24 protein-coding genes are annotated in these 25,553 nt (G+C 45.8%); 11 read left to right on the forward strand and 13 right to left on the reverse strand.

All coding sequences use genetic code 11. The features are described from left to right. Positions 1–39: 39 nt before the first annotated feature. The 6 genes from QNO02_RS18380 (at position 40) to QNO02_RS18405 (ending at position 3,838) form a co-directional block, all read left to right on the forward strand. Complete coding sequence (locus QNO02_RS18380; RefSeq protein ID WP_133385287.1) at positions 40–741, forward strand: Crp/Fnr family transcriptional regulator; 702 nt, start codon at positions 40–42, stop codon at positions 739–741. A gap of 302 nt (positions 742–1,043) precedes the next feature. Next, positions 1,044–1,277 (forward strand): DUF2249 domain-containing protein, encoded by a 234-nt coding sequence (locus QNO02_RS18385; protein ID WP_036613358.1) that lies wholly within the window; start codon positions 1,044–1,046, stop codon positions 1,275–1,277. Between the two features lie 17 nt (positions 1,278–1,294). Beyond that, the gene (locus tag QNO02_RS18390; protein WP_289389612.1) at positions 1,295–1,669 is read left to right on the forward strand and encodes a hypothetical protein; all 375 of its coding nucleotides are present in this window, start codon (positions 1,295–1,297) and stop codon (positions 1,667–1,669) included. Further along, positions 1,656–2,261 (forward strand): DUF2249 domain-containing protein, encoded by a 606-nt coding sequence (locus QNO02_RS18395; RefSeq protein WP_289389613.1) that lies wholly within the window; start codon positions 1,656–1,658, stop codon positions 2,259–2,261. Before QNO02_RS18390 ends, QNO02_RS18395 begins: the two co-directional genes overlap by 14 nt. A 13-nt stretch (positions 2,262–2,274) precedes the next feature. After that, positions 2,275–3,507: a hypothetical protein gene (locus QNO02_RS18400; protein ID WP_289389615.1), complete on the forward strand. Its 1,233-nt coding sequence runs from the start codon at positions 2,275–2,277 to the stop codon at positions 3,505–3,507. Between the two features lie 31 nt (positions 3,508–3,538). After that, positions 3,539–3,838: a metal-sulfur cluster assembly factor gene (locus tag QNO02_RS18405; RefSeq protein ID WP_133385996.1), complete on the forward strand. Its 300-nt coding sequence runs from the start codon at positions 3,539–3,541 to the stop codon at positions 3,836–3,838. Between the two features lie 270 nt (positions 3,839–4,108). Here the strand turns inward: QNO02_RS18405 and QNO02_RS18410 are convergent, their stop codons facing one another. The 9 genes from QNO02_RS18410 to QNO02_RS18450 form a co-directional block, all read right to left on the reverse strand. Next, on the reverse strand, positions 4,109–4,450 hold the full coding sequence (locus QNO02_RS18410) for a cupin domain-containing protein (RefSeq protein ID WP_133385290.1): 342 nt from the start codon (positions 4,448–4,450) through the stop codon (positions 4,109–4,111). Between the two features lie 142 nt (positions 4,451–4,592). Then, on the reverse strand, positions 4,593–6,554 hold the full coding sequence (locus QNO02_RS18415; protein WP_289389616.1) for an ABC transporter permease: 1,962 nt from the start codon (positions 6,552–6,554) through the stop codon (positions 4,593–4,595). Beyond that, entirely contained in the window at positions 6,529–7,299 is a 771-nt protein-coding gene (locus QNO02_RS18420) for an ABC transporter ATP-binding protein (protein WP_289389617.1), read from the reverse strand. The genes QNO02_RS18415 and QNO02_RS18420 overlap by 26 nt, the downstream gene beginning before the upstream one ends. A 189-nt stretch (positions 7,300–7,488) precedes the next feature. Then, the gene (locus tag QNO02_RS18425) at positions 7,489–8,487 is read right to left on the reverse strand and encodes a sensor histidine kinase (protein ID WP_289389618.1); all 999 of its coding nucleotides are present in this window, start codon (positions 8,485–8,487) and stop codon (positions 7,489–7,491) included. Next, complete coding sequence (locus QNO02_RS18430) at positions 8,484–9,197, reverse strand: response regulator transcription factor (RefSeq protein ID WP_289389619.1); 714 nt, start codon at positions 9,195–9,197, stop codon at positions 8,484–8,486. Before QNO02_RS18430 ends, QNO02_RS18425 begins: the two co-directional genes overlap by 4 nt. An 83-nt stretch (positions 9,198–9,280) precedes the next feature. Then, positions 9,281–10,255 (reverse strand): diacylglycerol kinase catalytic domain-containing protein, encoded by a 975-nt coding sequence (locus QNO02_RS18435; protein ID WP_289392818.1) that lies wholly within the window; start codon positions 10,253–10,255, stop codon positions 9,281–9,283. A gap of 71 nt (positions 10,256–10,326) precedes the next feature. Continuing rightward, positions 10,327–11,370: an SPFH domain-containing protein gene (locus QNO02_RS18440; protein ID WP_289389620.1), complete on the reverse strand. Its 1,044-nt coding sequence runs from the start codon at positions 11,368–11,370 to the stop codon at positions 10,327–10,329. 268 nt (positions 11,371–11,638) lie between these two features. Further along, positions 11,639–16,024, reverse strand: coding sequence for a glycosyl hydrolase 53 family protein (locus QNO02_RS18445; RefSeq protein WP_289389621.1), 4,386 nt, complete (start codon positions 16,022–16,024; stop codon positions 11,639–11,641). 257 nt (positions 16,025–16,281) lie between these two features. Next, positions 16,282–16,998: a YceI family protein gene (locus QNO02_RS18450; RefSeq protein ID WP_289389622.1), complete on the reverse strand. Its 717-nt coding sequence runs from the start codon at positions 16,996–16,998 to the stop codon at positions 16,282–16,284. Positions 16,999–17,190: 192 nt separating this feature from the next. Between QNO02_RS18450 and QNO02_RS18455 the strand changes: the two genes are divergently transcribed. Next, positions 17,191–17,877: a response regulator transcription factor gene (locus QNO02_RS18455; RefSeq protein WP_289389623.1), complete on the forward strand. Its 687-nt coding sequence runs from the start codon at positions 17,191–17,193 to the stop codon at positions 17,875–17,877. Then, positions 17,862–19,328, forward strand: coding sequence for a HAMP domain-containing sensor histidine kinase (locus QNO02_RS18460; RefSeq protein WP_289389624.1), 1,467 nt, complete (start codon positions 17,862–17,864; stop codon positions 19,326–19,328). Before QNO02_RS18455 ends, QNO02_RS18460 begins: the two co-directional genes overlap by 16 nt. A 105-nt stretch (positions 19,329–19,433) precedes the next feature. Here QNO02_RS18460 and QNO02_RS18465 read toward each other — a convergent pair whose 3' ends face one another. After that, positions 19,434–20,246 carry an AAA family ATPase gene (locus QNO02_RS18465; protein WP_289389625.1) on the reverse strand — a complete coding sequence of 271 codons (813 nt, stop codon included), beginning with the start codon at positions 20,244–20,246 and terminating at the stop codon, positions 19,434–19,436. A gap of 432 nt (positions 20,247–20,678) precedes the next feature. Here QNO02_RS18465 and QNO02_RS18470 point away from each other — a divergent pair, with 432 nt between their 5' ends. Continuing rightward, positions 20,679–20,831 (forward strand): DUF1540 domain-containing protein, encoded by a 153-nt coding sequence (locus QNO02_RS18470; RefSeq protein ID WP_074095586.1) that lies wholly within the window; start codon positions 20,679–20,681, stop codon positions 20,829–20,831. A 202-nt stretch (positions 20,832–21,033) separates the two neighbouring features. Further along, positions 21,034–22,491 (forward strand): 4-hydroxyphenylacetate 3-hydroxylase family protein, encoded by a 1,458-nt coding sequence (locus QNO02_RS18475; RefSeq protein ID WP_289389626.1) that lies wholly within the window; start codon positions 21,034–21,036, stop codon positions 22,489–22,491. A gap of 20 nt (positions 22,492–22,511) precedes the next feature. Here the strand turns inward: QNO02_RS18475 and QNO02_RS18480 are convergent, their stop codons facing one another. Genes QNO02_RS18480 through QNO02_RS18490 form a run of 3 tightly spaced genes read right to left on the reverse strand, consistent with a single transcriptional unit; the run spans position 22,512 to position 24,395 of the window. Further along, a complete protein-coding gene (locus QNO02_RS18480) occupies positions 22,512–23,078 on the reverse strand; it encodes a nitroreductase family protein (protein WP_249912274.1) in 567 nt (188 codons plus the stop codon). 52 nt (positions 23,079–23,130) lie between these two features. Beyond that, a complete protein-coding gene (locus QNO02_RS18485) occupies positions 23,131–23,937 on the reverse strand; it encodes a hypothetical protein (RefSeq protein WP_249912273.1) in 807 nt (268 codons plus the stop codon). Positions 23,938–23,942: 5 nt separating this feature from the next. After that, entirely contained in the window at positions 23,943–24,395 is a 453-nt protein-coding gene (locus tag QNO02_RS18490; protein ID WP_017687802.1) for a flavodoxin, read from the reverse strand. Positions 24,396–24,688: 293 nt separating this feature from the next. Between QNO02_RS18490 and QNO02_RS18495 the strand changes: the two genes are divergently transcribed. Next, positions 24,689–25,552 carry a class I SAM-dependent methyltransferase gene (locus QNO02_RS18495; protein WP_017687801.1) on the forward strand — a complete coding sequence of 288 codons (864 nt, stop codon included), beginning with the start codon at positions 24,689–24,691 and terminating at the stop codon, positions 25,550–25,552. The last annotated feature ends 1 nt before the right edge of the window (position 25,553 follow it).

Raw genomic sequence — 25,553 nt, forward strand, 5'->3', positions numbered from 1 at the left:
CGTCGTTCAGAAATATGAACACAGAGAGGAGAGATTCTCATGAGTAGGGTAAACAAAGATACAACAGCGGAGTTTCTACAACAGTTTCCCATCTTCCAGGACCTTAGCCCCGAGGAATTAAAGCAAGTCGAAGATATCGCCATTTCCAGAAGCATTCAGAAGAAATCAGTTATTTTCAGCGAAGGAAGCGAAAAGGAAGCTGTCTTTTTCATCCGTACGGGCATTGTAAAGGCCTATAAAACCGATGAGAACGGGCATGAACAGATCGTCTCTTTCCTCAAAACAGGAGATATGTTTCCACACACCGGCTTTTTTAATGCGTACCCTTACCCGGCTACCGCAGAAGCCATTACCCCTACCGTACTACTAGCCATACCTGTCCGACTTTTCGAACGATTAATGCTGAGCACACCTTCCATTGCGATCAAAATTATGCGTGTTCTCGGTGACAAAATAAGAGAATTACAGGATAAATTGCAGGTGCTTTCTGGTCAGGATGTACGCAATCGTGTGCTTTCCTTCCTTCTTATGCTCGCAGAGCAGCACGGACAAATGCATGGAGACCAGATTATCATCAACCTGCCCATGACACACCAGGAGTTTGCCAACTCCATTGGAACTACAAGGGAAACAGCGAATCGGCTTTTAAACCAGCTTACAAAAGAGAATTTGCTCGAAGTGGATCGCAGCCGGATCATCATTCATGATTTGCATGCTTTGAAGCAACAAAGGGATGCGTGACCACCCTGCACCCAGATACACTGTTTTCTCCCACGCTATTACATTAAACTGTGTGTGCACAAAGACCTTAACGCCCGTAATCGTTGTTAAGGTCTCTTTCGCATGCACAATTAACATTATACGTATCAGGATATTGTTAGCTTTGGCTTGCCCATAGCACTCTTTCCACTCAGGATTCTGACTTAAATAAGGCGAGTCTATGACATTAAAAAAGGTGTGAGCAGGCTCACACAGACCCCTCTTCACGTTTTCTATAATCAAATTGCAACACCACACACTATCCCTATTTGGAGGAATGACACATGAACACATACGCAGCAACCATTAATGCCACCGAGTATCCACCGCATTTGAAACATAAAGTTATTTTCGAAACGTTTGATCAGTTGCAACCACAGGAATCCATGCTGCTCATTAACGATCACGATCCTAAGCCACTTCGATTCCAATTTCAGTCCACACATCCCGATGGCTTCAACTGGGAGTATATTGAGCAGGGTCCTACAACCTTCCAAGTCAAAATCAGCAAATTATAGATTGGAGCTGAACCGCTATGGCCCACGTTGAAATCGTTGACGATACTACACTTCGCATCACGCTACGGCTAGAAGACGCCACAACCATGATTCAATTGGCACAGCGTGAGCAAGCGGAATATGCGCAAGAGATTATCACCATTTACGAAAAAATGCCTGTGTTCGAATATACTCATTTCTGTTTTTACGCCTATGACAGTGCAAGACTTTTTGAGCGTGTGCTCGGCATGGACCCCAAAGCCTATCTGTCCTTCTCCCTCGATGCGCCGGAGTCATTCTTTTATGCGCTGTACGGTGGAATGGCCACCCTGTATGAATCATCTCTGCAGTTGGTACAACAGGCGGATGTAGCTAGTGCAGGATCGGATGTGAACGCACATGTCTCCATCTGATGTCCGTATTGTTGAATTGGATGTGCGTCCTCATCTGAGTAAAAAGTTGGAGCCGTTTCAGCTGATCATGGACACGGTCAAAGGCCTTCAGCATGAAGATGTATTTGTACTACACGCTCCATTCAAACCAACGCCCCTGCTCGGTATTCTCAAGCTGAAAGGATACTCCAGCACATCGGAACGAAAAGGTTCAGATCACTGGGTTACCACGTTTGTGCACAAAAAAAATAAAACCGGTGACAAAGCATTATCTTCAATAGTTTTATCTGGATCGGAAGTCGATTCTGAGCCCGGTTCAGACGAAGAATCAGCTTCATGCAAAGGCCATCCAGAGGAGCAAGCTGTTGCGATTGAAAACTTTGAATCCCTACAGGCGCCCACCGTGATACTGGACAATCGCGGATTGGAACCGCCCCAACCCATGATGCGAACACTTGCCGCACTGGAGCGTTGCAAACCTGGGGAAGTTGTGCTGATTCACAATGACCGTGTGCCAGTCTTTTTGATAGAAGAGTTGAAGAACCTCGGCTGCCCCTTCACGATTGAGGATCAAGCCGATGGTACGGCCAAAGTGAGAATTGAAAAAGGGTAAGGAGGCAAAAGCCATGTCCAGGTTGCCGTTTCTTTTTATCATCACAGGCATCTTTGGATTTGTAATGTATCATGCATTCTCCCTGCTCTCGCTGACAGGCTGGCTTGGTGATGAACTCAGAGGACCCGAAGGCTGGTTTCATGCTCATCTGTTTGTACTCGGGTGGGCAACCATGCTGGCTATGGGTGCCGTTTATCAGTTGATACATGTTATTTTGCAATCCAATATCTACAGTCTGTTTCTCGGTTATTGTCATTATTTCTTGTTCAGTATCGGAATCGTGGGGATGTTATACGGCTTCATTTGTGCAGATGTCATCTGGATTGCCGGTTCTGCTACACTCGCCCTTTCGGGCATTCTATTGTTCGGATGGAATATGGCCGTTACCCTCTTCCGTGCCTCACAGTGGAATCCGGTGACGATTAGTGCAGCTTGTTCCTGTCTTTATCTGGTTCTTACCGGGCTGTACGGTATGCTGATGGGCCTGAATTTTGCCTTTGGTGATTGGAATGGTCTGCATGAACGCTTATTCGGCGCACATATCTGGATGGGAACACTCGGCTGGTTTGGCATGTTAATTACCGGCTTCAGTTACAAAATGCTTCCGATGTTCTACCTGTCCCATGATTATTCCATTCGATTACAGAAAGTGGTCCTGGTTCTGTGGAATGCAGCTGTAATCACAGGCGTTGTCGCATTTCTGACTGGGTTCAAGGGAGGATTGCTCTGGCTTGCGCTCTTACTTCTAACCGCCGCCCTTCTCTTCTATGTGTATCACTTGGAGCAAATTCAGGAGAAACGGCACAAAAGTAACCCAGGTCCGGGTATCCGCTGGTCTGTGTATGTAAGTCGTGCGTTTGCTGTATATGCTGTTGCCCTATTGATCTATTCCTCGCAAGGGACTGAACTGTTGCTCCATCCACGTGTTGTTCTATTGTCTGGATGGGTGTATCTCGGGGGGTGGGTGTCTCTCACCATACTTGGCTATGCCTCCAAAATCGTGCCTTTTCTATGGTGGACCCACAAATATGGCAAGCAGGCAGGCAGACCCGGAACTCCGCTGATGGCAGGTATGCTGAGTGAACGGTATGTCAATTGGGGTATGCTCGCCATGGTCGCTGGAAGCCTTTTGCTTGTCAGTGGAATTCTGATTAATCTGGCTGAGGTCATGATGGTTGGAGGGACGATCTTGTCTCTTGTCTCCATCGTTTATATAACAAATATTGCTCTGGTATTCAGACGTTAACATAAATAAGGTGGACTGGAGAGTGAACATGATGAAACAAACCACGCATTTGCTAGAATGTCTCAAGGAAGTGTATGACCCTGAATTAGGTGTCAATATCGTTGACCTGGGTCTGGTGTATGAAGTAAGGGAAGAGCCTGAACGGGTTCATGTACGAATGACGCTGACTACACCAGGTTGCCCGCTGCACGATACGATTGTTGGTGCGGTGAAATGGGTTTTGCAGGAAAATACAAATAAGACCGATATTGATGTTCAAGTCGTGTGGGAGCCCCAATGGTCTCCACAGCTGATGTCGAATGAAGCCAAGGAAATGCTGGGATACTTCTAGGCAGAATGACGGTAGACCGGATGAATGAACAAGCTGCTGGTGGAATACGAAAAAGCGTACTTCAGATCTGATGTTCTCAGACCCAAGTATGCTTTTTATTTTGCTATGTATGGGAACATATACTTGATATACACCCCGGAGATTGCTAGAAGGACGATTGTTGCAGGAGAGTATTCTTGAATAAAAATAAATAAGGAAACTCCAGAATAGAGTTTCCCTTATATTAGTGCCGATCAGTGAATCATTTTATAGATTCCTTGATATTAGATCTTAGATGTCCTTTGCATAGGATGCTGCTGGCACTTTGTTTAACACCACGAACAAACGAACTTCCTGATCTCCTGTATTATGGAATGCAAACTCCACCTCACCGCCGCAATGGATCACATCCTCTTGTTTCACCACTTGTTCTTTTCCATCCAGAATAAGTGTGCCTGTGCCTTCAACCACCAGTAAAATAACGTCTGTGCCCGGATGTTTATGAACGGGAAGCTGCTGACCTGGCAGAAAATGAAGGACAAAGGTCACCCCACCACCTTGTTGGAATAAAACCCTTTTTGTAAAACGGTCCTCACTAAATGCTTTGACTTCTTGCAATGACGTAATACTCATATAATCGTCCTCCTCGATAATATCATCTATTGATGCATTCATCTTAACGCAAGAAAGCCCGCGTTTCCTTGATCTTAATCAAGAAAATGCGGGCCATGAACAGATCATGGTCGATCCATATCATCATTCGTTTGTTGAATAATTACACCATCATTTTGCGCAGAGAAGATATATATCTGGAACGGATAACAAAGAAATAAAATGTCTGTGCAAGGAGAAACGCACCAAATACAGTCAACACCGGAACCGTATAATTCGTAATACCGAATTCAGACAGGAACGGCTTAACCACGACCAACGTTTCAATGATAGCTACCCCAATTGGTAAGAAGAACAGAATGGCAATCTGAACGGTGGATGATCGTTTCATCTCGTCGAAACTGAGACCCATTTTCGAAAGAGAATGCACCATTTTCCCATCTGCTTCAAGATCGGTATGCAGTCTGAAATACAGAAAGCTTGCGGAAGAGATGGAGAAGATTAATCCGATAAATATGCCCAGAAAGGTAAAGAGTGCTGTACCCTGTCTGTATCTCTCAAAATCTCCATATCGAGTGGTCAGAAAGCCGGAGTAATTCTCATCAGAAAAAGCATTATCGCTTCGAATGGTATCTGCGGACGACAGAAGCTGATCGCTAACCATGGCTTCCGAGGAGTGTCGGTCAGGTACAGCATGACCCCATGCCGGAATCTGATACAGAACTTTGCCAGATAATCTATTTCCTTGGAGCTGTTGTGTGATCTCTTCAAACTTCTCATCCGGGAGGACAACCACAGCAGTTGAATAGATCAAGGTTGCAAACCGTGTCTCAACATCCGTAGCTGTAACTCTTGCTTGCATCGGACCAGCTTCCAGATTCAGAGTCATGGTGTCTCCTTCCGCATAATTGCGAAACCTGTTGCGATCGATCTGAGCCTGATCCTTCTCATTACGGGAATCTACGAACAATACTGAGTCTGAATCCAATTGGAACGTCTTTTTTCCTTGGATCGCATTGAATCGGTTGTAATGACTGAGCGGCATAACCGAGACAGCACTCTGATCCGCATCAGACCAAAAGTACTCCAGATACACTTGCTGATAATTCAAGCCTGCTGCTTCAAGTGTCGAATCAATATAGCTCATATCCATTTGATCCGAAGGAGTGTACACATTGTATTTGACTGGAAAATCGTTATTGGTAAACTGCTCCCGGTTCTCCTGATCCAGTGACAAAATCACCACCGCACTCATCGAAGCAATCGCAATGACTACAGTCACCATAAAGAGCATGCGAGCATTATCCTTCATTTTGTAACTCATCTCTGAGATCCATAACAGACGTGTACCATGCCATACCGTTTTACGATTACGCTTCAATAAACGAATGATGAGTACGGAAAGCTGTGAATAGAAAAAATACGTCCCGGCTATGCCTGTCACTGCTGCAAGCATGATCGTCCCACCATTCAACTCGCTGCGGATTGCCACAAAGCCGACTGTAAGTAATGCCAATCCCAGAAGTGAGAAGAACCACGAAGCTTTGGGTTCTTTTTTAGGTTTGCTGGTACCCGTCAAGAGCTCTAACGTCCGCTTGTTCCCGATAAAGAGTAATGTGAAGAGTGAAATGCAGAAGAATAATATCAAAAAGGCTCCTACTGTAATCAGAATGGCTTTGATCGGAAAATAAAAGGGCAGATCATCCATGCCAATAAAACGAGTAGTTAACATCAGAAACAGCTTCGACAACAACATGCCCCCGCCTATACCAACAATAATGGACAAACAGCCGATCAACATGTTTTCCAAAATGACCAATTTCCGAATCTGTGCGGGCTCTGCACCAAGTATGGTCAGAATACCAAACTCTTTGTTCCGTGATTTGAGAAAAGCACTGATAGAATACATGACAAAGAAAAATGCAAACACATATACAATGATCGAAGCCACCTGCATCCCCGTAGCAGTTGTGTCACCCATCGGCAACTCTTTCACATACGGATGATAGATGAACACCGCATAAGCGAAGAAAATCATGACCATAAACACACTGCTAAGAAAAAAAGCAATATACGCTCGCCCATTCCGGCGAATATTGTTAAACGCGAACTGAGGAAAGCTCATGTGAATTCCCTCCCCAGAAGGATAAAGTATCAATGATCCGCTGGAAAAACGTCTGTCGATTATCTCCGCGGTGCACCTCGGCTGCCAGTTTTCCGTCCTTGATGAACACGATGCGGTTACAATAACTTGCCGCAAGTGGGTCATGTGTGACCAACATAATGGTCGTTTTCTCCTGCTGGTTAATCTGTTCAAGTGACTCCATGACCGCTTGGGATGACGTAGAATCCAGGGCGCCGGTGGGTTCATCCGCCAGTACAATCGAAGGCATATTAATCATGGATCTCGCAATGGCTGTTCGTTGTCGCTGTCCGCCCGAAATTTCGTAGACTCGTTTATCCAAAATGTGATCAATCCCAAGCTTGGTTGTAATACGATGAAGTCTGCTCTCCATCTCCTTCAGTTTGACCTTGTCCAGTGTCAATGGGAGTACAATATTCTCAGCAACCGTCAGCGTGTCCAACAGATTGAAATCCTGAAAGACAAATCCGAGTTCCCGACGCCGGAACATGGCAAGTTCCTTCTTTTTCATATCAAACGGGTTCATGCCATTAATCAGCACCTTGCCTGAGCTGGGTTCATCAATGGTCGAGACCATGTTTAACAATGTGGTTTTGCCACTGCCGGACGGGCCCATAATGCCCACAAACTCCCCTTGTTTGATTGTCAGATGAATATCACTAAGGGCTTGAGTTTGCACTTTACCCTGATATACTTTGCTCAGTGCCGATACTTGTAACATTTCCATGTGTATTCCCCTCCGAATCTTTCATTCTATATACGTTATTTCTATTCTTATCCTAACGGACCTCCCGTAACGGTGCTATCGAATTACCTTAAACTTCCCTTACAGCGCGTTTAAGGTTCTGTTCCCCTGCCTCCTCTATCACACTCCTATGCATTAAAAAAAGCACCTCGCCCATGGGCAAAGCGCTCTTCACTTCGGATATTTCGATTGAACCCAGCTGAATCTGACCAATGTTCCCTCATTCGGCTCCGAAAACAACTCCACACGATTATCCAGTCGGGCACTGATCTCACGGACCAGATATAATCCCATTCCCGTAGATTCGTGGTATTGCCTGCCCCGTTCACCTGTAAAATAGGGATTGAACACGCGATGAATATCCTCGGACGAGATGCCGATTCCCTCATCCTGAATGTCCAAGATCGTACGCTCTTCCTGTTTATAGCCGGTAATGATCACTTTTTTGCCTGATTTGCTATCGGAATAGTTCACGGCATTGGTCAAAATCTGGGTAAACATGAACCGTAGCCACTTGGAGTCACTGTATATCTGAAGGTCTTCCTCTATACGGATATCCGGCGTAATGCCTCTGCGTATAAACAAACGTCGGTTCTCTGCAATGCTGCTTCGAAGCACTTCTTGAATAGACAACAGCTCCACACGAAAATCCCCTTCAAACTGTTCAAGCCGGGATGAATGCAAGACCATTTCAAGTCCTTTGCGCATTTTATCCAGCTCATCCTGAATGCTGCCAGCTGTCTCATCTTCCACATCTTCCAAGGTCAGTTGAATAATAGACAACGGTGTCTTCATCTGATGAACCCAGCGATTCATGAATACCACCTGCTGCTCCTTGCTAGTACGTAACTGACCTATCTCGTTCTGCCGATTACGCTCCAATTCATGTAACAATTCCTGGACGGCCTCCGCCACAACCGAATTTCCAAGCGTCTGAAAGGGCTCGTTTACCCGTTTACGTGGTTGTTCAAGGAGATGATAATATGCTCGTAGCTGGAAGTAACGTATGATCAGATAGACCATCAGCACCACGGTACTGATCAGCATGCCATAGAGGACAATTTTCATCGGGCGATCTTCACCAGAGAGCCAATACACACACGGAACCAGCAGCATCTGCAGCACATAAAATCCAACTAACATCTGGTGGTCTTTCAGGAAAAGTTTCATTTCCCTTTCCCTTGTGCGGATGAACCCAGATTCAATACGCGATAACCCGCTCCGCGAACCGTTTCCAAAATCTCTTCTGCACCCAATTCCTTCAACTTTCGACGAACACGCGTAATATATACATTCAACGTATTATCATCAATAAAATGTTGATCTTCCCACATCTGTTCAAGTAATTTTTCCCGGCTGACCACTCGCCCTGCCTTCGCCATCAGCGCTTCTACCAGTACGGCTTCCTTCTGTGTCAGTTCTGTTAAGCGTTCATCATATTCCAATACGAATCGCTCAGGATAAAGGATCATGGGACCGTTCTTCACCTTCACTTCCTGCTGCACAGCAGCGTAAGAACCATAGGCTCTGCGCAGCTGACTGCGGACTTTGGCAAGAACGACTTCATATTGAAAAGGTTTTGTAATATAATCATCCGCTCCATGTTCCAATGCCATAATCTGATCCATACCACTATCACGAGCCGATATGAATAAAATAGGACATATGGAATGTGTGCGTATCTGCCTGCACCAGTAGTATCCATCATATTGAGGCAAATTCACATCCATCAGCACAAGGTCCGGTTCCATCTTCACAAATTCATCCAATACATGACGGAAATCATCTGTGACCTGTACCTGGAATCCATTTCGGGTCAGATAAGCCGCCAGCAATCCTGCAAGCTTGGCATCATCTTCAACCAACAATATTGACTGCATCGTTAACCCTCTTTCCGTTTCCTGACGTCAATGTATCACATCTAGTTACCCATTCTAGTCGGAAACGGCTTGGAAATAAAGGGTCAGACTACGAGACGCCCCCTCTTCTCTGCCAACCCAATAATAGCTTCTACCCCTGAGTTAAACTCAAGAAAGTCCTGCTCAACCCCATCGCTGAATATAACACCATCCTCTGGCATCTGGGATACAATGTGCAATGGTTGCTTTGAATGAATCTGTCCAAACACCAGATTGGCTGCTGTCGTCCGGCTCGGGAACGGTTCACGTACTGAAAAATATAAGTACGGCGCATCCCAGTTAAAATGATTCAACTCCTGCCTGCTTCCATGAATGGATGCGGATGCTGTAGCGACCTCAACTTCGGAATTCATGTTCTGCCATGCCGCCGATCTTACAATGCCGGTAGCTCCCGCCAGCACACTTTTGAACCAGCCAGTCGATCCCATGCCTGTGGAGACAATGATACCACTGGAAGATTGTTGTTCTGCGGATGAACCCAAACGCACTTCATAACGGGCCGATACATGCGTCTTCCGACCAATGAACAGATCGTTCACACCATATAGATACTGCCCATCATTGAGTTCAACTTTAGCGAGAGTGACTTCTTTCAAGGTTCGTTGCCTACGAATGACATCAGGGACAATAAAGCTCAGATCCTCCACGGTAAAAGGTAATAATACCCCATCCCAACGCATCGGGTCCGGATTCACACCAATGAGCGGTTGCTCGGTTACATACTTGAGAGTATTGGCTACAAGCCCATCCTGTCCAACCACAACCACGATATCCTGCTCTCCAAAGATAAAATTGGGTACATGTTCCCGATCAATGGTCTGTACACGACCCAATTGTCCCAGTTGCTGCTGCGCCTGCTGTACAGATAGCCGATAACGACGGTCTTCCTCCATATAATCACTGAAATCTGCGCCCAGACGTTCAATATAGAACTGTGCTTGCTGTACCGTGTTATATCGAACCACCAGCTCTTCCAGTCTGGTCCGGCGTTTCACCAGAATCAGTTTATGTTCGCTCATTCGATCATCTGCCGCAGGCTGCTGACGTACAGATTTCCCTGCCTGCTCTGCTTGCTCTCTTCTTCCTAATCTCATCTCGCTCGACCTTCCTGATCTCTGCCCGGCGCGGGAGACATTAATCCCTGCAACAGATCCGGCGAGATATTAAGCTGTCCGATCTTGCCTGCATTTTCAGCCAGTTCCTGGAACGCAAGTGCGATCAGCTTATCGGAATTCATGCCCATGTTTGCCATCGCTTGCAGTACATTTGGCTGTACATTTTGCAATGAATTCATCACGGCAGCAATCTCATACGCTTTGGCATCCGCTTCCGCATTGTGATTGGCAATGGTTAACTCAATCAGTTGCTGCTTACGTTCCTCCATCGCTGTATTGAACTGAAGCTGCTCCTGCTCCATCTCATTTTGTTTCTGTTTTACCGAGCGTTCTGCCTGCAACTGGGTCTCCCTAATTTGCTGTTTCTTTGTCTCCACGGCAATTTCGGTGTTCAGTTCGTTCTCTTTCACTCTGCGTTCTTGTTCAATCGATGCATTGCGACGCACATAGAGCGCTTCATCTGCTTGACGCAAAATCTCTTCACGCGCTTGTGCTTCCAATGCACGCATCGTCTCTTTATTAGGCAGAATGGCCAGAATGGATAGACTCATCAGCTCAACGCCCAGTTTCTCCAACTCTTCACTTTGCACAACTTCACGTTTCATGCTGCTTGCCAGCCGTTCACTGGATTGAATGGCCTCCTTCAGCGGCATTTGCTCCAGATGTTTCTTGGTTAGTACTTTTGCTGTGGTGATCACCCGTTGGTCCAGCTTGCCGGGGTCGTCGGAAATATACCGATTCTTGCGCAAATTGTACGTGTAATTCAGACTCTGGGTTATTTTCAAATAATCCACTATGCGATAGCTTAGCTGCCCTTGCACAGTAACCGTCTGATAGTCCGCTGTAATCTCTTCGAACATGAATGGTACATCCACCGAGGATACGGGTAGAACCACTACCGATGTGGTCGGCTCATAATAATAAAAGGACAATCCGACACCTTGACGTTGTATCTCACCATTTTTCACTTTCATGACATACTCACTGGGTTGAAATTTCGCAAATCGGAATCCAAACATGGCTCATTCCCCATTTCTTAATATTGTCGTTATGATATTATCGAAATGATAACAAAAGAAAATGATATTGTCAATACGACATTAACAAATTGTTCATATGCCTATTTAGAGAGAGCGGTAAAGTCCGATCCTCTCTTTTTTTTCGCAAAATAAAGAGACCGAATCCCATGATCCGATCTCTTTACCTGCTTTGTTATTTTCTATTCATGCGTACTGATGATGCCACCAGACATTCTTCGTAATCAAAAGCGGACTTTTTGAAATATCTCTAATACAGTTGTTCCATCAGTCTCGCGATTGCAACAGCACCCTGTGCACGGTTCGCTGTTTCTTTCGGAGCAAACGTGCCATCAGGCATGCCGTTCAGCAGTCCAAGTTGTTGCATCGAAGCTACAGCTTCTTTTGCATACCCGGCGATCTCGGCGTTGTCTACAAATAAAGTATTTCCTTGTGCAGCATTGTTCGCATCCTGATCACGTTGCACAACCTGCAGTGCTCTGTTCAGCATAACGGCCATATCTTCTCGCGAAATACGTTCATTCGCTCCAAAGCTTCCATCCGCCCGGCCTTGAATAATGTTCATTTCAATGCCAAGTCGTACTGAATCGGCATACCACTGTCCTTCCTTCACATCTGTTGGGATTGAGATAGATGGATCGGGCTGGCGTACATCACCAATACCTTTAATAATCATTTGCAAAAATTGTGCTCTGGTCAGTTCACCTTGTGGGACAAAACGTGTTGCACTCATCCCCGTAATAATTCCCTTACCGTATAGGTTCTGCACTTCTTGGAGAGCCCAATTGTGATTTTGCAGATCATGTAATGGTACTTCAACTTCTGCAATGACATAACTGCCCGATTCCAGCGGTTTGAACGCCATCGTCTTTGTCTTGTCATCGTACTTGGAATACGTAACAGGTTTCATTTCACCACTTGGAGATACGGAATGTACAACCATAACTACATCATTCTTTTTAGGTTGCTCCACATTGGATAGAGCAACCTCAACCGCTCTGTTTGTCCATTGCAATGGCTTATTGTTCATTAACAAACTTACATCAACAATCGCATGATTACCGATCGCTGCTTTTTGCGATGTGGACAGTGTATCTGTCGATCCTTTTGCCACTACGATGTCGAACGTTCCCGCAGTCTCCGCAATAGTTAGCGGGAGTGATTTTAGAGGAACACGAACGGTAGTTTGTCCTACGACTACATCCATGGATTTCACTTCCTCGGAACGAATCCATGCTGCCAGTTGACTTACAGCCAACTGGAATGTGACTGTCTTGGCTGTGTCGGGTACATCTGCAAGCAGTTTCAACGTACGATTTCCTGCATCCATGGATTGCAGTGCCTGAGTTAATTGAGATGCATCCGGACGAATAGAATACTTGTCATCCCCGGTTGCTGTTCCTTTTACCGTTATTAGACCCTTCGCTGGCGGATTACCAGGTTCAGTCGGTGTTGTTACAGCCGGATTCCCCGTTGAAGGGGCTGTTCCCGGGTTGGACGGTTGTGATGGTTCACTTGGTTGGGATGGCTGGCCAGGGCCAGGTGTTACATCTTGACGTACAAGTTTACTCACAGCATCTTGTAACGCACGATCCGCATTGCTCACATCTTGCGTTGAAGATTCAACATCCAGAATGAATGCCTTCGCTTCAGAAAGCGCCTTACTGAACACATTCCAGCTTGAAGTCGTGTATTCGATTTGCTTTAATTTCTCAGCGGTATCTACAGTAGCTTGCAGTGCAGATTTGTCCGCCGGGAACGTACCGTAAGCTTCAAATTCCATGAATCCTACCCATGTGGGACCTGTTTTAATTGTTACTCGAATATAACGTCCCTCCGTGCCTTCTGGAAGTACATGGCTAGGTGCAGTTGATACAACAACATCACTTGTGGTGTCCACTACTTTCACAAAATTTTTGTTATCGTTGGACACTTCGATCGTATATTTGATGCCGCCACTCCACATCGACATTTCGATTTTGCGGAGGTTAGCAACCTGACCCAAATCCACTTGCCACCAGCTATCCTTACTCTGGTCTGTTCCCCATGAAGTGTTTGGATTGTTGTCAATTGCACCTTCAGGAGAGTTGGCTTGATTGCCTCCAGTCCCTGCACTGCTTGAAGCCGTTGCCGTTTTGCCCGTTGTTAAAGCCTCCAGAGAGACCAGATCAGCAAAGGCTTGTTTCAACGTACTTAGTGCTGAATTTACCTCAGACTGGACAACAGCATTGTTATCTCGGACCTGGATCGCTGCCTGCAAAGACTGTTCCAATACAGACCAGCTCCGGCGTGTATAGGAAGATTTAATCTGCTGCTGCATTTGTTGAATGTACTGGTGCAGTTGTGTTTTGTCCACATTGGATAGACCTTGAATGGCATCATGCAAACGTTTAACCGTTGTATTTGCATCCGTCTGTGTTGCTCTTGGATCATTCAAGACCTGCTTAGCGCCTTCCAGCGCTTTGGTCAATACCGCCCAAGTGGCCGCAGACCAGTCAGTCTGCTGATACGTACGCGCTTCCGCTATTTTAGCTCTGAGCTCGTCAAGCTGCGGGGCGATAACCTGCATCAGCTGCATCACACGTTCCAATGCTGTTGTCGCTGCATCTGTATCTGCTTGAGTTACCCCGCCCGGCGTGTATGCCTGTTGGTATACATCATTCGCTGCCGAGATTGCCGGAGCCAGAGTCCCCCAGCTTTCCGGAGTAAAATCAGTCTGTACCAATGATCTGGCTCGTGTAAGTGCCGCATCCAGTTGCTGGCGGTCTGCGGGCAGAAGACCCAATCCACGTTTGTACACATCAAGGGACCATAACGCTCTGCCTTCATACGAATGCCCGCCGTTGGCCGGAAATTCATCGTAATCAAACATCGCTTGGTTCTCCCATGCATTCCCTTCGGATGCAATCCAGCCTACACCGGCCGGAATCCACGCCGGTTCCCAGTAGAAGAAACCTGCACCATGATTATTCGGCACGTTCGCAATCATGTCCATAATGCCGGCGATGGCATCATATTGACCTTGAACGGTTGCGGGAAAGTCTGCTCCCCCTACATGAAGCGCTTCATCCGATCCGATGATATTACCGTGTGCATCCCCGTTTTTGTAGGAAAACGGATAGGACGTTTCAGCGATAATGACATCTTTGCCAAACTCGGCTGACACTTCATTCATCGTTTTCTGTACATCCGCAAACGTCCCATGCCAGAACGGGTAATACGACAGTCCGATAATGTCATAGTCCAGTCCGCCTTTACGTAACTCTCCAAAGTACCATTTGAACGTATCCGCCTTGCCGCCTTCAGCCAGATGGATCATAATCTTCACCTTATCCGCGTTATCGGTGATCTCTCCTTCTACTGCACGTACACCATCAACTCCGCTTTTTAGCAATGCAACATTTTGCTCGAAATCCACGTCACTGCTCAAGCCGTTCAACACACCACTGTTAATCTCGTTACCGATCTGTACCATATCAGGCATAGCGTCTTCGGCTTTCATCTCACTTACAACTTCAACCGTATAGTCGTATACGGCCTGCTTCAACTCTTCGGGGGAAAGACCTTCCCAAGCTTTGGGACGAAGCTGCTGACCCGGGTGCGCCCACTCGTCCGAGTAATGGAAATCAAGCAGGATCTTCATACCTTTTTGCTTCACTCGCTTGGCCAAACGAATGACATCTTCCTTATCATTGTACCCCCCTGATTTCTGTGGATCATTCCACAGACGAAGACGCACATAATTGACACCGCGATCCTTGAGAATATCAAGCAAATCACGCTCTGTACCGTTGCTGTCCACGTATTTTCCGCCTTTGTCCTCAATGGCAGTCAACGTGGAAATATCGACACCTCTAACATAGTCTTCACGATATCCCTCAACGATCACCGTAGCTTTAAGCTGAGGCTCTGGAGGCGCACCATATACTGCACCTGTCACGGTAAAGCTGCCCGCATGTGCGTACTCTGAAGGGTCAATACTATCCCATTCCACTGGAACCGAACCAGATTTGTCGTTTAGATACTGCGCTGTCACTTTTGTCGGCAGAACAGGAGCAACCCCAGCCACTGTTTTGACCTGCACAGCATCGTATCCGGTAATGGTTGCTGGATCAATTTTTTCCTCTTCTCCCCAGACTTTAAACTCGGATATCCCGGGCCACCAAGTTGCTCCCGCATAATACGGAATCGTTACCTTCACATACTGGACAGATGTACTGGTCTGGAATTCTTCACTGGCGACAGTCTGTTTTATTTCGTTAGTCGTTTGGTCCACAACAGTTGACCAGTTGTTACCATCATCAGATACTTCAATCAAATATTTTATAACTTGATCTTTGTCCTTCCAAGTCAACTCCGCTCCGGAAAGCTCATATGGCGCACCTAGGTCTATGGTCAACCAATGAGGATTGCTTTCAGAAGAAGGTGAGCTCGCACTCCAGTGAGTATTCACATCACCATCCACCGCCTTTTCTTTTTGTCCCTCATACAATAGATCTTGCTCACTTACCGTAACCGCCTTGTTAAGTGCCACGTTCACTTTTGCATCTTCTGCAGCCGCTGGACGAACCATTAACCCCAGATCACAGAACAGCATCAGTAATACCAGACACCCGCTTATGTACCTTTTGTTCACTCTTGATCTCCCCCTTTTTGTGTTTGATTGTGCATGGATCAATGAATGTTATGAATCCTCCTCATTGTAAGCGCTTAATAGTGATAGGCGACACGGCATAATCCAAAGGAAACAGCAGTTATTTTAACAATATGATCCTGTGACAGTTACATTTGAGCTATATTAATCACACTATTTTGCAAAAGAAACAAAAAAATCTGTCCGTCTACCGTAAGGCAGAATAGAACAGATTTTCAGGTATATGATCATTGTTACACTTATTTGGAAAGTTTCAATTCAAGTTGTACCTGGATATCATTTTCAGTTGAGAGCACAACGGAGTGTGGATTTTCCATTCCGAAATCTTCGAATGTTACCATGGATGTTGCCGACAACAATACTGCATTATTCTCATAAGCAGCTTTTGCGTCAAAAGTTACTTCTTTTTCAATACCTTTAACCGTAATCGTACCATTCATTTTGATATCAACCGTTTGACCGACAGGCCATTCCGCAGGTACCCCTTCAAATGAAGTCGCTGTAAAAGTTGCCTGTGGATACGTAGCAATGTCGAAGAAATCCGCTTGCTTCACGTGACCATCACGCTGTCCATTCCCGGAATCAATGCCGTCCATCTCGATCTGTCCTTCTGCCTTCATCTGAGAAGCATCATCTACATTAATTGTCCAATTCCCTTTTACCTGCTCGTCCACAAAATTAACCGTCTCCTGTGAAGTGGTTACGGAGAAGTATACTTTGGAACCTTCGCTGATGTTCCAGTCTCCGTTCAGTTGCTCTGCTCCTGCAGTTTCATTGGCTACAGCCGTTCCTGTGCTATCTACAGTTGTTGTGGAAGTTGCTGTGCTGGCAGGAAGCACCTGTTCAATCTCCACGTTGTTCCCCAAGTAGCTATTTGCGAGATAGTAACCACCGCCACCGATTACAGCAACCGCCGCCACACCTGTAATAAGCCATGCTTTTGCTTTCTTGTTCATCTGTATGTTTCCTCCAGTATATTATTGTTTAAGTTGCTTGTTGGAGTGAATCATATCAATCGAATGTGTCAGGAAGAAGTCAAGATAAGACAAGTCCCATATTTTTTTCAAATCCGTAATACAGGATTGGCTTTACGCTCTAGCTCATGTAAAATCAGTACAAGTTTACTCAGCGAAAGGAGAACGCTTTTCTTGAAATCCATACTTATCGTCGAGGATGAGCAAGCTATTGCACGAGTACTGGCTGCTTATCTGAGAAAAGCAGAATTTGAAGTTCATCATGCAGCAGATGGACCGACTGCACTTACCCTTTTTGATGCCGTAACGCCTTCCCTGGTATTACTTGATGTGATGCTGCCAGGAATGGATGGATGGGATCTGCTGCGGATTATTCGTGAAAAAAGTGCTTGTCCCGTGATCATGCTAACTGCACTGGATGACATTTCAGACCGCCTCAACGGACTAAATGCCGGTGCTGACGATTATATGAGCAAACCTTTTGTACCGGAAGAAGTGGTCGCCAGAGTTAATGCGGTGTTGCGCCGTAATCCACATTGGACCTCTGGTGGCGAAGAGAAGCGTTCCTTTGGAAATCTCGTCATTGATCTTGCTGCCAAGCAGGTGCTGCTGAACGGTGCAGAGGTTGCACTCACACCTCGTGACCTGTCGTTGCTGTTCTTCCTGTCCGATTATCCGAATCGTACGTTTACCAGGGATCACCTTATTGAACAGGTATGGGGGATGGACTATGATGGCAGTGACCGTGCTGTGGATCTATCGATTAAACGACTACGTCAAGCCCTCTCCCACTGGTCTGCAGAGACGGGAGAAATTCGGACGTTGCGAGGAATGGGGTATCAATTTTGGATCGCCAACTGAAACAGAAAAAAAACAAACGGACGATATCCATTCTGTCACACTGGACACTGCGATATTTTCTCATTTTGTGCATTGGTTTCACGATTATTGCGGCAGGGGCACTCTACTGGATTCGAACAACTTCAATTGAGAAAAGCCTCAAAACCGCAGAACTGCTTGGTCTGGAGATTGCCGATCATGTGACCAGTGAAAATAATATGCTTCGGGTTCCACCCGATCTTGACAGACTGGTAACCAAGCGAGAGAAACTATTTAATACAGATCATTATTTTTGTGTCATGATCTTGGACAATAACAATCAATTAATCTTTTCCCAGCCTAAAATGGAGCAAAAAGATGTGCATTATCGACTGTCAGACGACTATCTTGAACCGCGAAACAACAAATATGCAGGTGTAACGGTCAACATATCCGAGGGCGATCAAACCTTGGGTAAAGTGTGGGTCATGCAGTCCAAACAATCCATTACATTTGGTCCAGAGACCATATGGCTCGTAGCTCTAATCCTCGGAGGACTAATCCTCTGTGGATGGTTTACAATCTATCTCCTGTCCAATAAGTTATCCAGACCTATTCGTCAGGTCGCCTATGCCGCTGAGCAGATTCGAGGTGGCAATTATGATGTGAGCCTTGACTTGAATACACGAGAACGTGAGATCAATGAACTTGTAAATTCATTCCGCGATATGGCGACTCGTCTCCAACAACTCGAAGAATGGCGTACACTTTCGCTGGCAGGGGTAAGTCATGAACTCAAGACACCGGTAACTTCCATCAAGGGGCTCGTTATGGCAGTACGTGACGATGTCGTGAGTCCACAGGAAGGAAAAGAATTTTTGGATATCGCTTTGAAGGAATCTGAACGCATGGAGCGAATGGTCGCAGATTTGCTTGACTATAACGCCATGGCTGCAGGAAGTGTTGCCGTTCGCAAGGAACGGACGGATCTGAAGCTGTTGGTCGGTGAGATCATCTATCAGTGGAAGATAGCGTATGAGGACAAAATGCCAGAGGTTCAGCTGCACGCACCTCCAATTAACTTCTTTACCATGGGGGATGCTCTCCGCATTCAGCAGATCATTGTCAATTTGCTCAATAACGCACTTCATGCCACAGCTCCTGAACAGAAAGCTGTCTTCGATATTTATCTAAGTACAGAAGAACAGATGCTGTACGTTGATGTCAAGGACAACGGCACAGGCATCGCAGCTGAAGAACAACCCAAAATCTTCGAACGGTTCTATCGTGGAGAACTCAAAAAACGTCGTAACCGCGGCCTGGGTCTAGGATTAACATATAGCCGGCTACTCGCTCAGGAACAGGGCGGTGAACTGACACTTGTCTCTAGTAGCCCGGAAGGGAGCATGTTCAGATTAAGTCTGCCACGCTGGACTGCAACGCAAGAAGCCATGAATACAGAAAAAGCATACGGAGCAGCCGTTAAAGTGTAACGCAACATGCTAACATGGCAAATAGCCCAGGATTCCATTCAGGAGACTGGGCTATTTCAGCGTTGTTCCTTGTTGCTTTATCTAAACTATCCAAAATAGAAGCAGTCAACACTCTAAGACACGTGGCTTGTATTCATCGTAAGCATCCGAGATCAGTTGCTTATGAAGTGTACTACTGGCAATGATCGCTTTCCGCTTTGCTTTCAAAACGATCTGCTCTATATCCGCATAACTGCACCCTGCCAAGCGTTCACATATGTAATCTTCCAGCCGGGTCTCCTGTTCAAATGCTCCCACCAACTTGCTGATATACAATCTGCGACTTGAATCATCAGGCATACCATAGGTCATCTTCGTATCAAAACGCCGCCAGATGGCATGATCCAGTTGGGTCTCCAGATTCGTTGCAGCCACCAGTATGCTGTCCCCATCAAATTCGTCCAGACACTGCAATAACGTATTGACGACACGAGCCATCTCTTTCACTTCATCATTGCTCTCACGTGTCCGGCCTATGGCATCAAATTCATCCAGAAATAACACACAGGGATTCATTCGTGCATATTCGAATAACTTGCGTACGTTACTCCCCGTCTCCCCAAGATGGCTATGTATGATCGCATCTAATCTCACAAGAACCAATGGCAGATCAAGACGCTCCGCCAGATGTGATGCCGTTAATGTTTTTCCCGTGCCGGGAGGCCCGAACATGACCATTTTGTTGGGGATTGATACATCATGCTCTCTGAACCTCTCTTTCATGCCCAGAATGGTTATGAATTCGTTAATGATACGCTCATTTTCTGCGGAAAATACAATATGCTGGGCTTTACGCCTACACTCTTTCGGCGTATAAAAAGAAGCCATATCGATCCCTTTTGCTCGGGGAATCCGGTTCATATGGTTTATTTTGCTCATGTATACATATGCTCCTTCATTTATAGTGTCAGTCCGTGATTCAAGTTATATAAGTTGAACTAATGAATATTTACACTGACCACTTCGATGACAGAACAACCTTCCGATCGCTGTTATCGTGTAAATGTTTAGTTCAATTTATATAGAACCACTTAGACCTTTAATCGTAATTATTACTATTAAATAATAACATACTACTGTCTTTTTGCAAATATAACCACAGCACGTACACTATTTTGCCACAGAAGGAAGTCATTTGGTTGCAAGCTTCAATAAAATTTGCTATTCTAATTATGCATCGTTGTGTATAACGCAAAAAAGCCCTCTAAATTTCGTGAGAGCAAAAATTTTCCAGATCCGCAAGCGGCAACTTGTTGTATCTGGTTTCTTTATACCAACGAATGTAATCCAATTAAAGTGAGGTTATCAATCATGGCAAAAGACGTATTGTGTGAAGTTAATTCCTGTCGTCACTGGGCTCAAGAGAACAAATGTAACGCTTCTTCGATCTACATCGTGAGTCACAGTTCCAAAGAAGCAAGTCAGTCTGCTGAAACAGACTGTAAGACTTTTGAAGTAAAATAAGTAATTTCATGTAATGCACATAAAGGAGCCCTTACCGGTTCCTTTTTTCTTTGTCTATTGTAACAAGAATGATAATTATTATCAAGCCCTATTCTGTAAAAATGCTTCTCACCTCTTAAATGCACATTGGACAGATCACCTACGTACACTACGTAAGAAGTCAGTCTGCCCATGAACGATTAGAACCAAGAGGTGAATAATAATGCCTGTTAAAAGTGGCTCACAGTATCGCGAACGAATTGATGCCCAGTCCGTCCCTTGCTGGTACAAAGGTAAACTTATTACTGGAAAACGCTCTGAACATGTAGCATTTGCTGGTTTAATGGAAACTCAGATGTACATGTATGATCTGCAATCTGATCCTCAATTTGCGGAAAAGATGACGTATGCCTCCCCGGCAGACGGCAAACCTGTGGGCATATCCTTCCTGCCTCCAACGAGTGCCGATGACCTCCGTAAACGCCGGGAAGGGATGAATATCTGGGCAAATGTCCATCATGGCTTTCTTGGTCGCTCACCCGATTACATGAATACAGCCATAATGTCCTTTTACACAGGTGCCGATCTCCTGAACGAATTATCTCCCCAATATGCAGAAAATCTCAAGAATTATTATGCCTACTGCCGTGATCATGATATTACGCTATCCCATGCCTTCATTCAGCCATATGCCAGCAAAATCTCAGGGCAATTGGATGCCACTGAGGATGCTATTGCCGCAAAGGTCGTAGATCGCACTGAGGAAGGCCTCATTGTTAGCGGAGCATTTATGATGGCTACACAAGCTGCCACTTCGGATGAGATTTTTGTCTATCCGTCACCTTCTCCTGCCCCATTTGATGACGAAAATCCATTTGCATTCTCTTTTGCTGTCCCCAATGATCTGCCAGGAATCAGTCTGGTATGCAGGGATACTTACGCAGCCGAATCTCACACCAACTATCCTCTGAGTTCCAGATATGAAGAAATGGACAATATCGTCATCTTTGACCGGGTGCTTGTTCCGCATGAACGAATATTTTTTGCAGGAAGTGAGGAAATGTCCTCACGTCTCTTCAGTGGTAGCAACTTTCATATTCACGCAGGTCATCAGGTATTGTGTCGTTATATTGCCAAGACGGAATTTGTTCTCGGTACAATCCAGCTTCTCACGGATACACTGGATCTGAATACGGAAGCACATGTTATAGAGAAATCTGCACGTGTGTTCGCAGGTCTTGAATCGTTAAAAGCATTGGCCTTGGCCGCGGAGGCAGGTGCAATACCAGACGGACGAGGATTTGTATTACCTGCACCCAAACCATTAATGGCAGCCAATCTCCTTTTTCCGAAACTTTATCCTGAGATGATTGAAATTCTGCAACTCTTGGGTTCGAGCGGGGTGATTATGATCCCTCAGGAAGAAGAGTTTCAATCCGATATCGCTCCGTCACTGAATATATATCTGAAAGGGAACGATATGGCTTCTCACGAACGCAACGCTCTGTTTCGCCTGATCTGGGAGCTTGGGGCTGGATCATTCGGGGGCAGGCAGACCCAATTCGAACGATTCTTTTTTGGCAATGTCCTTACGGTGTCCAATCGATTGTTCTCCGTCTACAACAAAGATCAGACGAATCGTCAGCTCGTTCGTGATTTTCTGTCCAACACCAGCAAATAAGAGAACTAATGAATCATTTTTTATACCAGATGGTCATAGACCGTCATCAGTTCAGAGGCTGGTCTGCTTGCATCTATATCCCGCAATGCAGGCTGGTCTCCGTAACCGATATGGAAGACCCCCAGCACCTTCTCTTCACTTGTCAGTCCCATCAAATTCATAAACACAGGATGTTGTTGATAATCATTGATCTTCCAGACAGCATTCAAACCCTGTTCCGCAGCCAGAATACTAAAACGTTTGCTCCAGGCTTTGGCCGGCAGAAGATCATCCTCACGGGCATTTCTAGGCGCCACGACAACCAGATGGGTAGGGATTGCTTCCGTGTATTGATATGTAGCCCAATCGCCGTAGCGATCAGCCAGATGGGGTGGATAGCTCTGTCTGACCGCTTCCAGATATAGCTGTCGCCCTTCGCCTGCAAACAACATAAACCTCCAAGGTTCTGAACTCATCACATATAATGAAGGATCTGCTTCATCAAGCAACTTTCGTATAACCGACTGGGGTACTGGCAACGGACTGAATTCGCAAGTTCCTGCACGTCTCTTGCCGCTGCTTATATCTTGACTTAGACCGGTAGACATGGCAACTTCCCCTCCTCTATCTGCATGATATATCGTTATCCTTCAATCGCCTTCACATCAACCATGTTTTCTTCGGTTCAACGGCTTCCGTTTTCCAGCGATCTACCTCTTCGTGTATGCGCGCCTTATCACGCGTCGTAAACTGTTCTGACTCCACCACTTCAGCTTGCGGCATACTGTCACGTATCAAGCGAATGTAGTCCATGGAACGTATCAGAGACTGGCGTCCAGGGATGTACCTAATTTTGCGTCCTTCCAACAAGCAGTATATCTCGATCATACCCGGTAATTTTCCGAAGGCCTCCCAGCAGAATACACTGACCATATGCTGAAATGCTTCAACTACGTTTGGATCGTGGACAACCATATATTTCTGAATAAGCAGCGAATCCCAGCCTTCTGGTTGCCAGGCCGCCTGAAATATCATCGATAAATGCATGGATAATGAAGGTAACTCCGTTCTCCACTGTTCAAAAAGAATGGCTGGATGTTTCAGATCATCGTTCATTGCAATGGCGAGTGACAATTCATCCGTAATCTTGTTCTTCACATCCCAGTAATGGAGAACAGATTCGAAACCATCGGTCTTTCTGGGCCACCATTTCTCAAGTAAATACTGTACGGGTACCTCTTTGCGAACATCGGGGTCGAGACTATAAAAGGCATTGACCGCATGGCTCACCGCATATTGTACACGGTGCCTCCATTGCAGTGGAAGACGCTGCTCAGACACTGGTTCAGGGCGGATGAATCGGTGTGGGCTACGCAGCATTTCTTCCAATCTGTAATCTTCAAGCAGACGTTCAGGAAGATCATTCCTTCCGACTGGCATCGCTGCCTGAACATTATGTCTTAACATGATCTTTAGGATACCTGTAATCCGGCAGCAGCGAAGCGTTTGCCAAAGTCACGGCATGTTTCCTTCTCCTGCTCAAGCGGACTGTATTCAATTTTCAACATCTCTGGAGATACCTCCGCCCCACGCTCTTGCAGCTTGGCAGCCGCGAGATCAACTGCACCGCAGAACTGCTCATACGAGGTGTCACCACTACCAAACACCGCAGCTCTCTTACCACTCAGGTCCAGCTCATCCAGCTCCTCATAGAAATCAAGGAATTCATCTGGCAACTCCCCGTCTCCCCAGGTGTACACACCGATCATGAATCCGTCATAGTCCAATACATCAGATGCATTACAATCCGTTACGGATTTCAGGTCTGCCTCGTGGCCTCCCTGTGTAATTCCTTCCACAATCAGTTCTGCAATTTCTTCTGTATTTCCTGTCATGCTCGCATAAGCCACTAACAATTTAGCCATCTATTTTTCCCTCACTTTAATTGATCATGTTATATTCTCTCTATGAAGAAAGAATGAATTTTGGATTAACAAAATCATATGTGATAATGATTATCATTGTCAAATTAAATTTTTGGTTATCTTTGTTTTTCAGTATATGGCACACCTTGGATTTCAACACAGCTAAAATACCTCACCCTTTTAAGGTCAGATGTAATACCTTCCTCCAATGATCCCGTCCCCCAACTGGCGTACAAGCCCTTTTTTGTTGTACAATAGTATCCAAATGACTTTTGAAGGATGGATAAATCATTATGTACGTAGCTAAGAATTGGAAGGACTATGAAGTAATCGATACAGGAGGCGGCGAGAAACTGGAGCGTTGGGGAGATGTGATTTTACGCAGACCCGATCCACAGATTATTTGGCCCCTTGAGCAAGAAACCAATGAATGGCGGCAAGTGCACGGTCACTATCATCGCAGCTCTTCCGGTGGCGGTAACTGGGATATGAAAAAGCCCATTCCCGAGCGCTGGACGATCGGATACGAAAACCTGAAATTCCACATTAAACCTACCAGCTTTAAGCACACTGGCCTGTTCCCTGAACAAGCCGCCAACTGGAGCTGGATGATGGATAAAATCTCCAATGCAGGACGCCCTATTTCTGTCTTGAACCTGTTTGCCTATACAGGCGGAGCAACGGTAGCTGCTGCTTACGCAGGCGCTTCTGTTGTGCATGTGGATGCTGCTAAAGGCATGGTTCAATGGGCCAAGGAAAATGTTCAATTATCCGGACTGGCTGATCGCCCTGTTCGTTTTATTACAGATGATGTATTCAAATTTGTACAACGGGAACAACGTCGTGGAAATCGTTACGACGCCATTATTATGGACCCTCCTTCTTATGGCCGAGGCCCTAATGGAGAGACATGGAAACTGGAAGAGAACCTATATCCTTTCTTGAAGTCATGTATGACGATCTTGTCGGATAATCCATTATTCATGCTGGTTAACTCCTACACTACGGGCATTTCCTCTACGGTTCTGCGCAACATGTTGACCATGACGATGTCTGCTCAGTACGGTGGTGACATTACTGCAGGTGAAATTGGTCTGCCAATCACACGCAGTGGTCTTGATCTGCCTTGTGGTATTCTGGGCCGTTGGGAGTCTTAAT

It is taken from the genome of Paenibacillus sp. PK1-4R (genome assembly GCF_030369595.1).
Lineage (GTDB): Bacteria > Bacillota > Bacilli > Paenibacillales > Paenibacillaceae > Paenibacillus.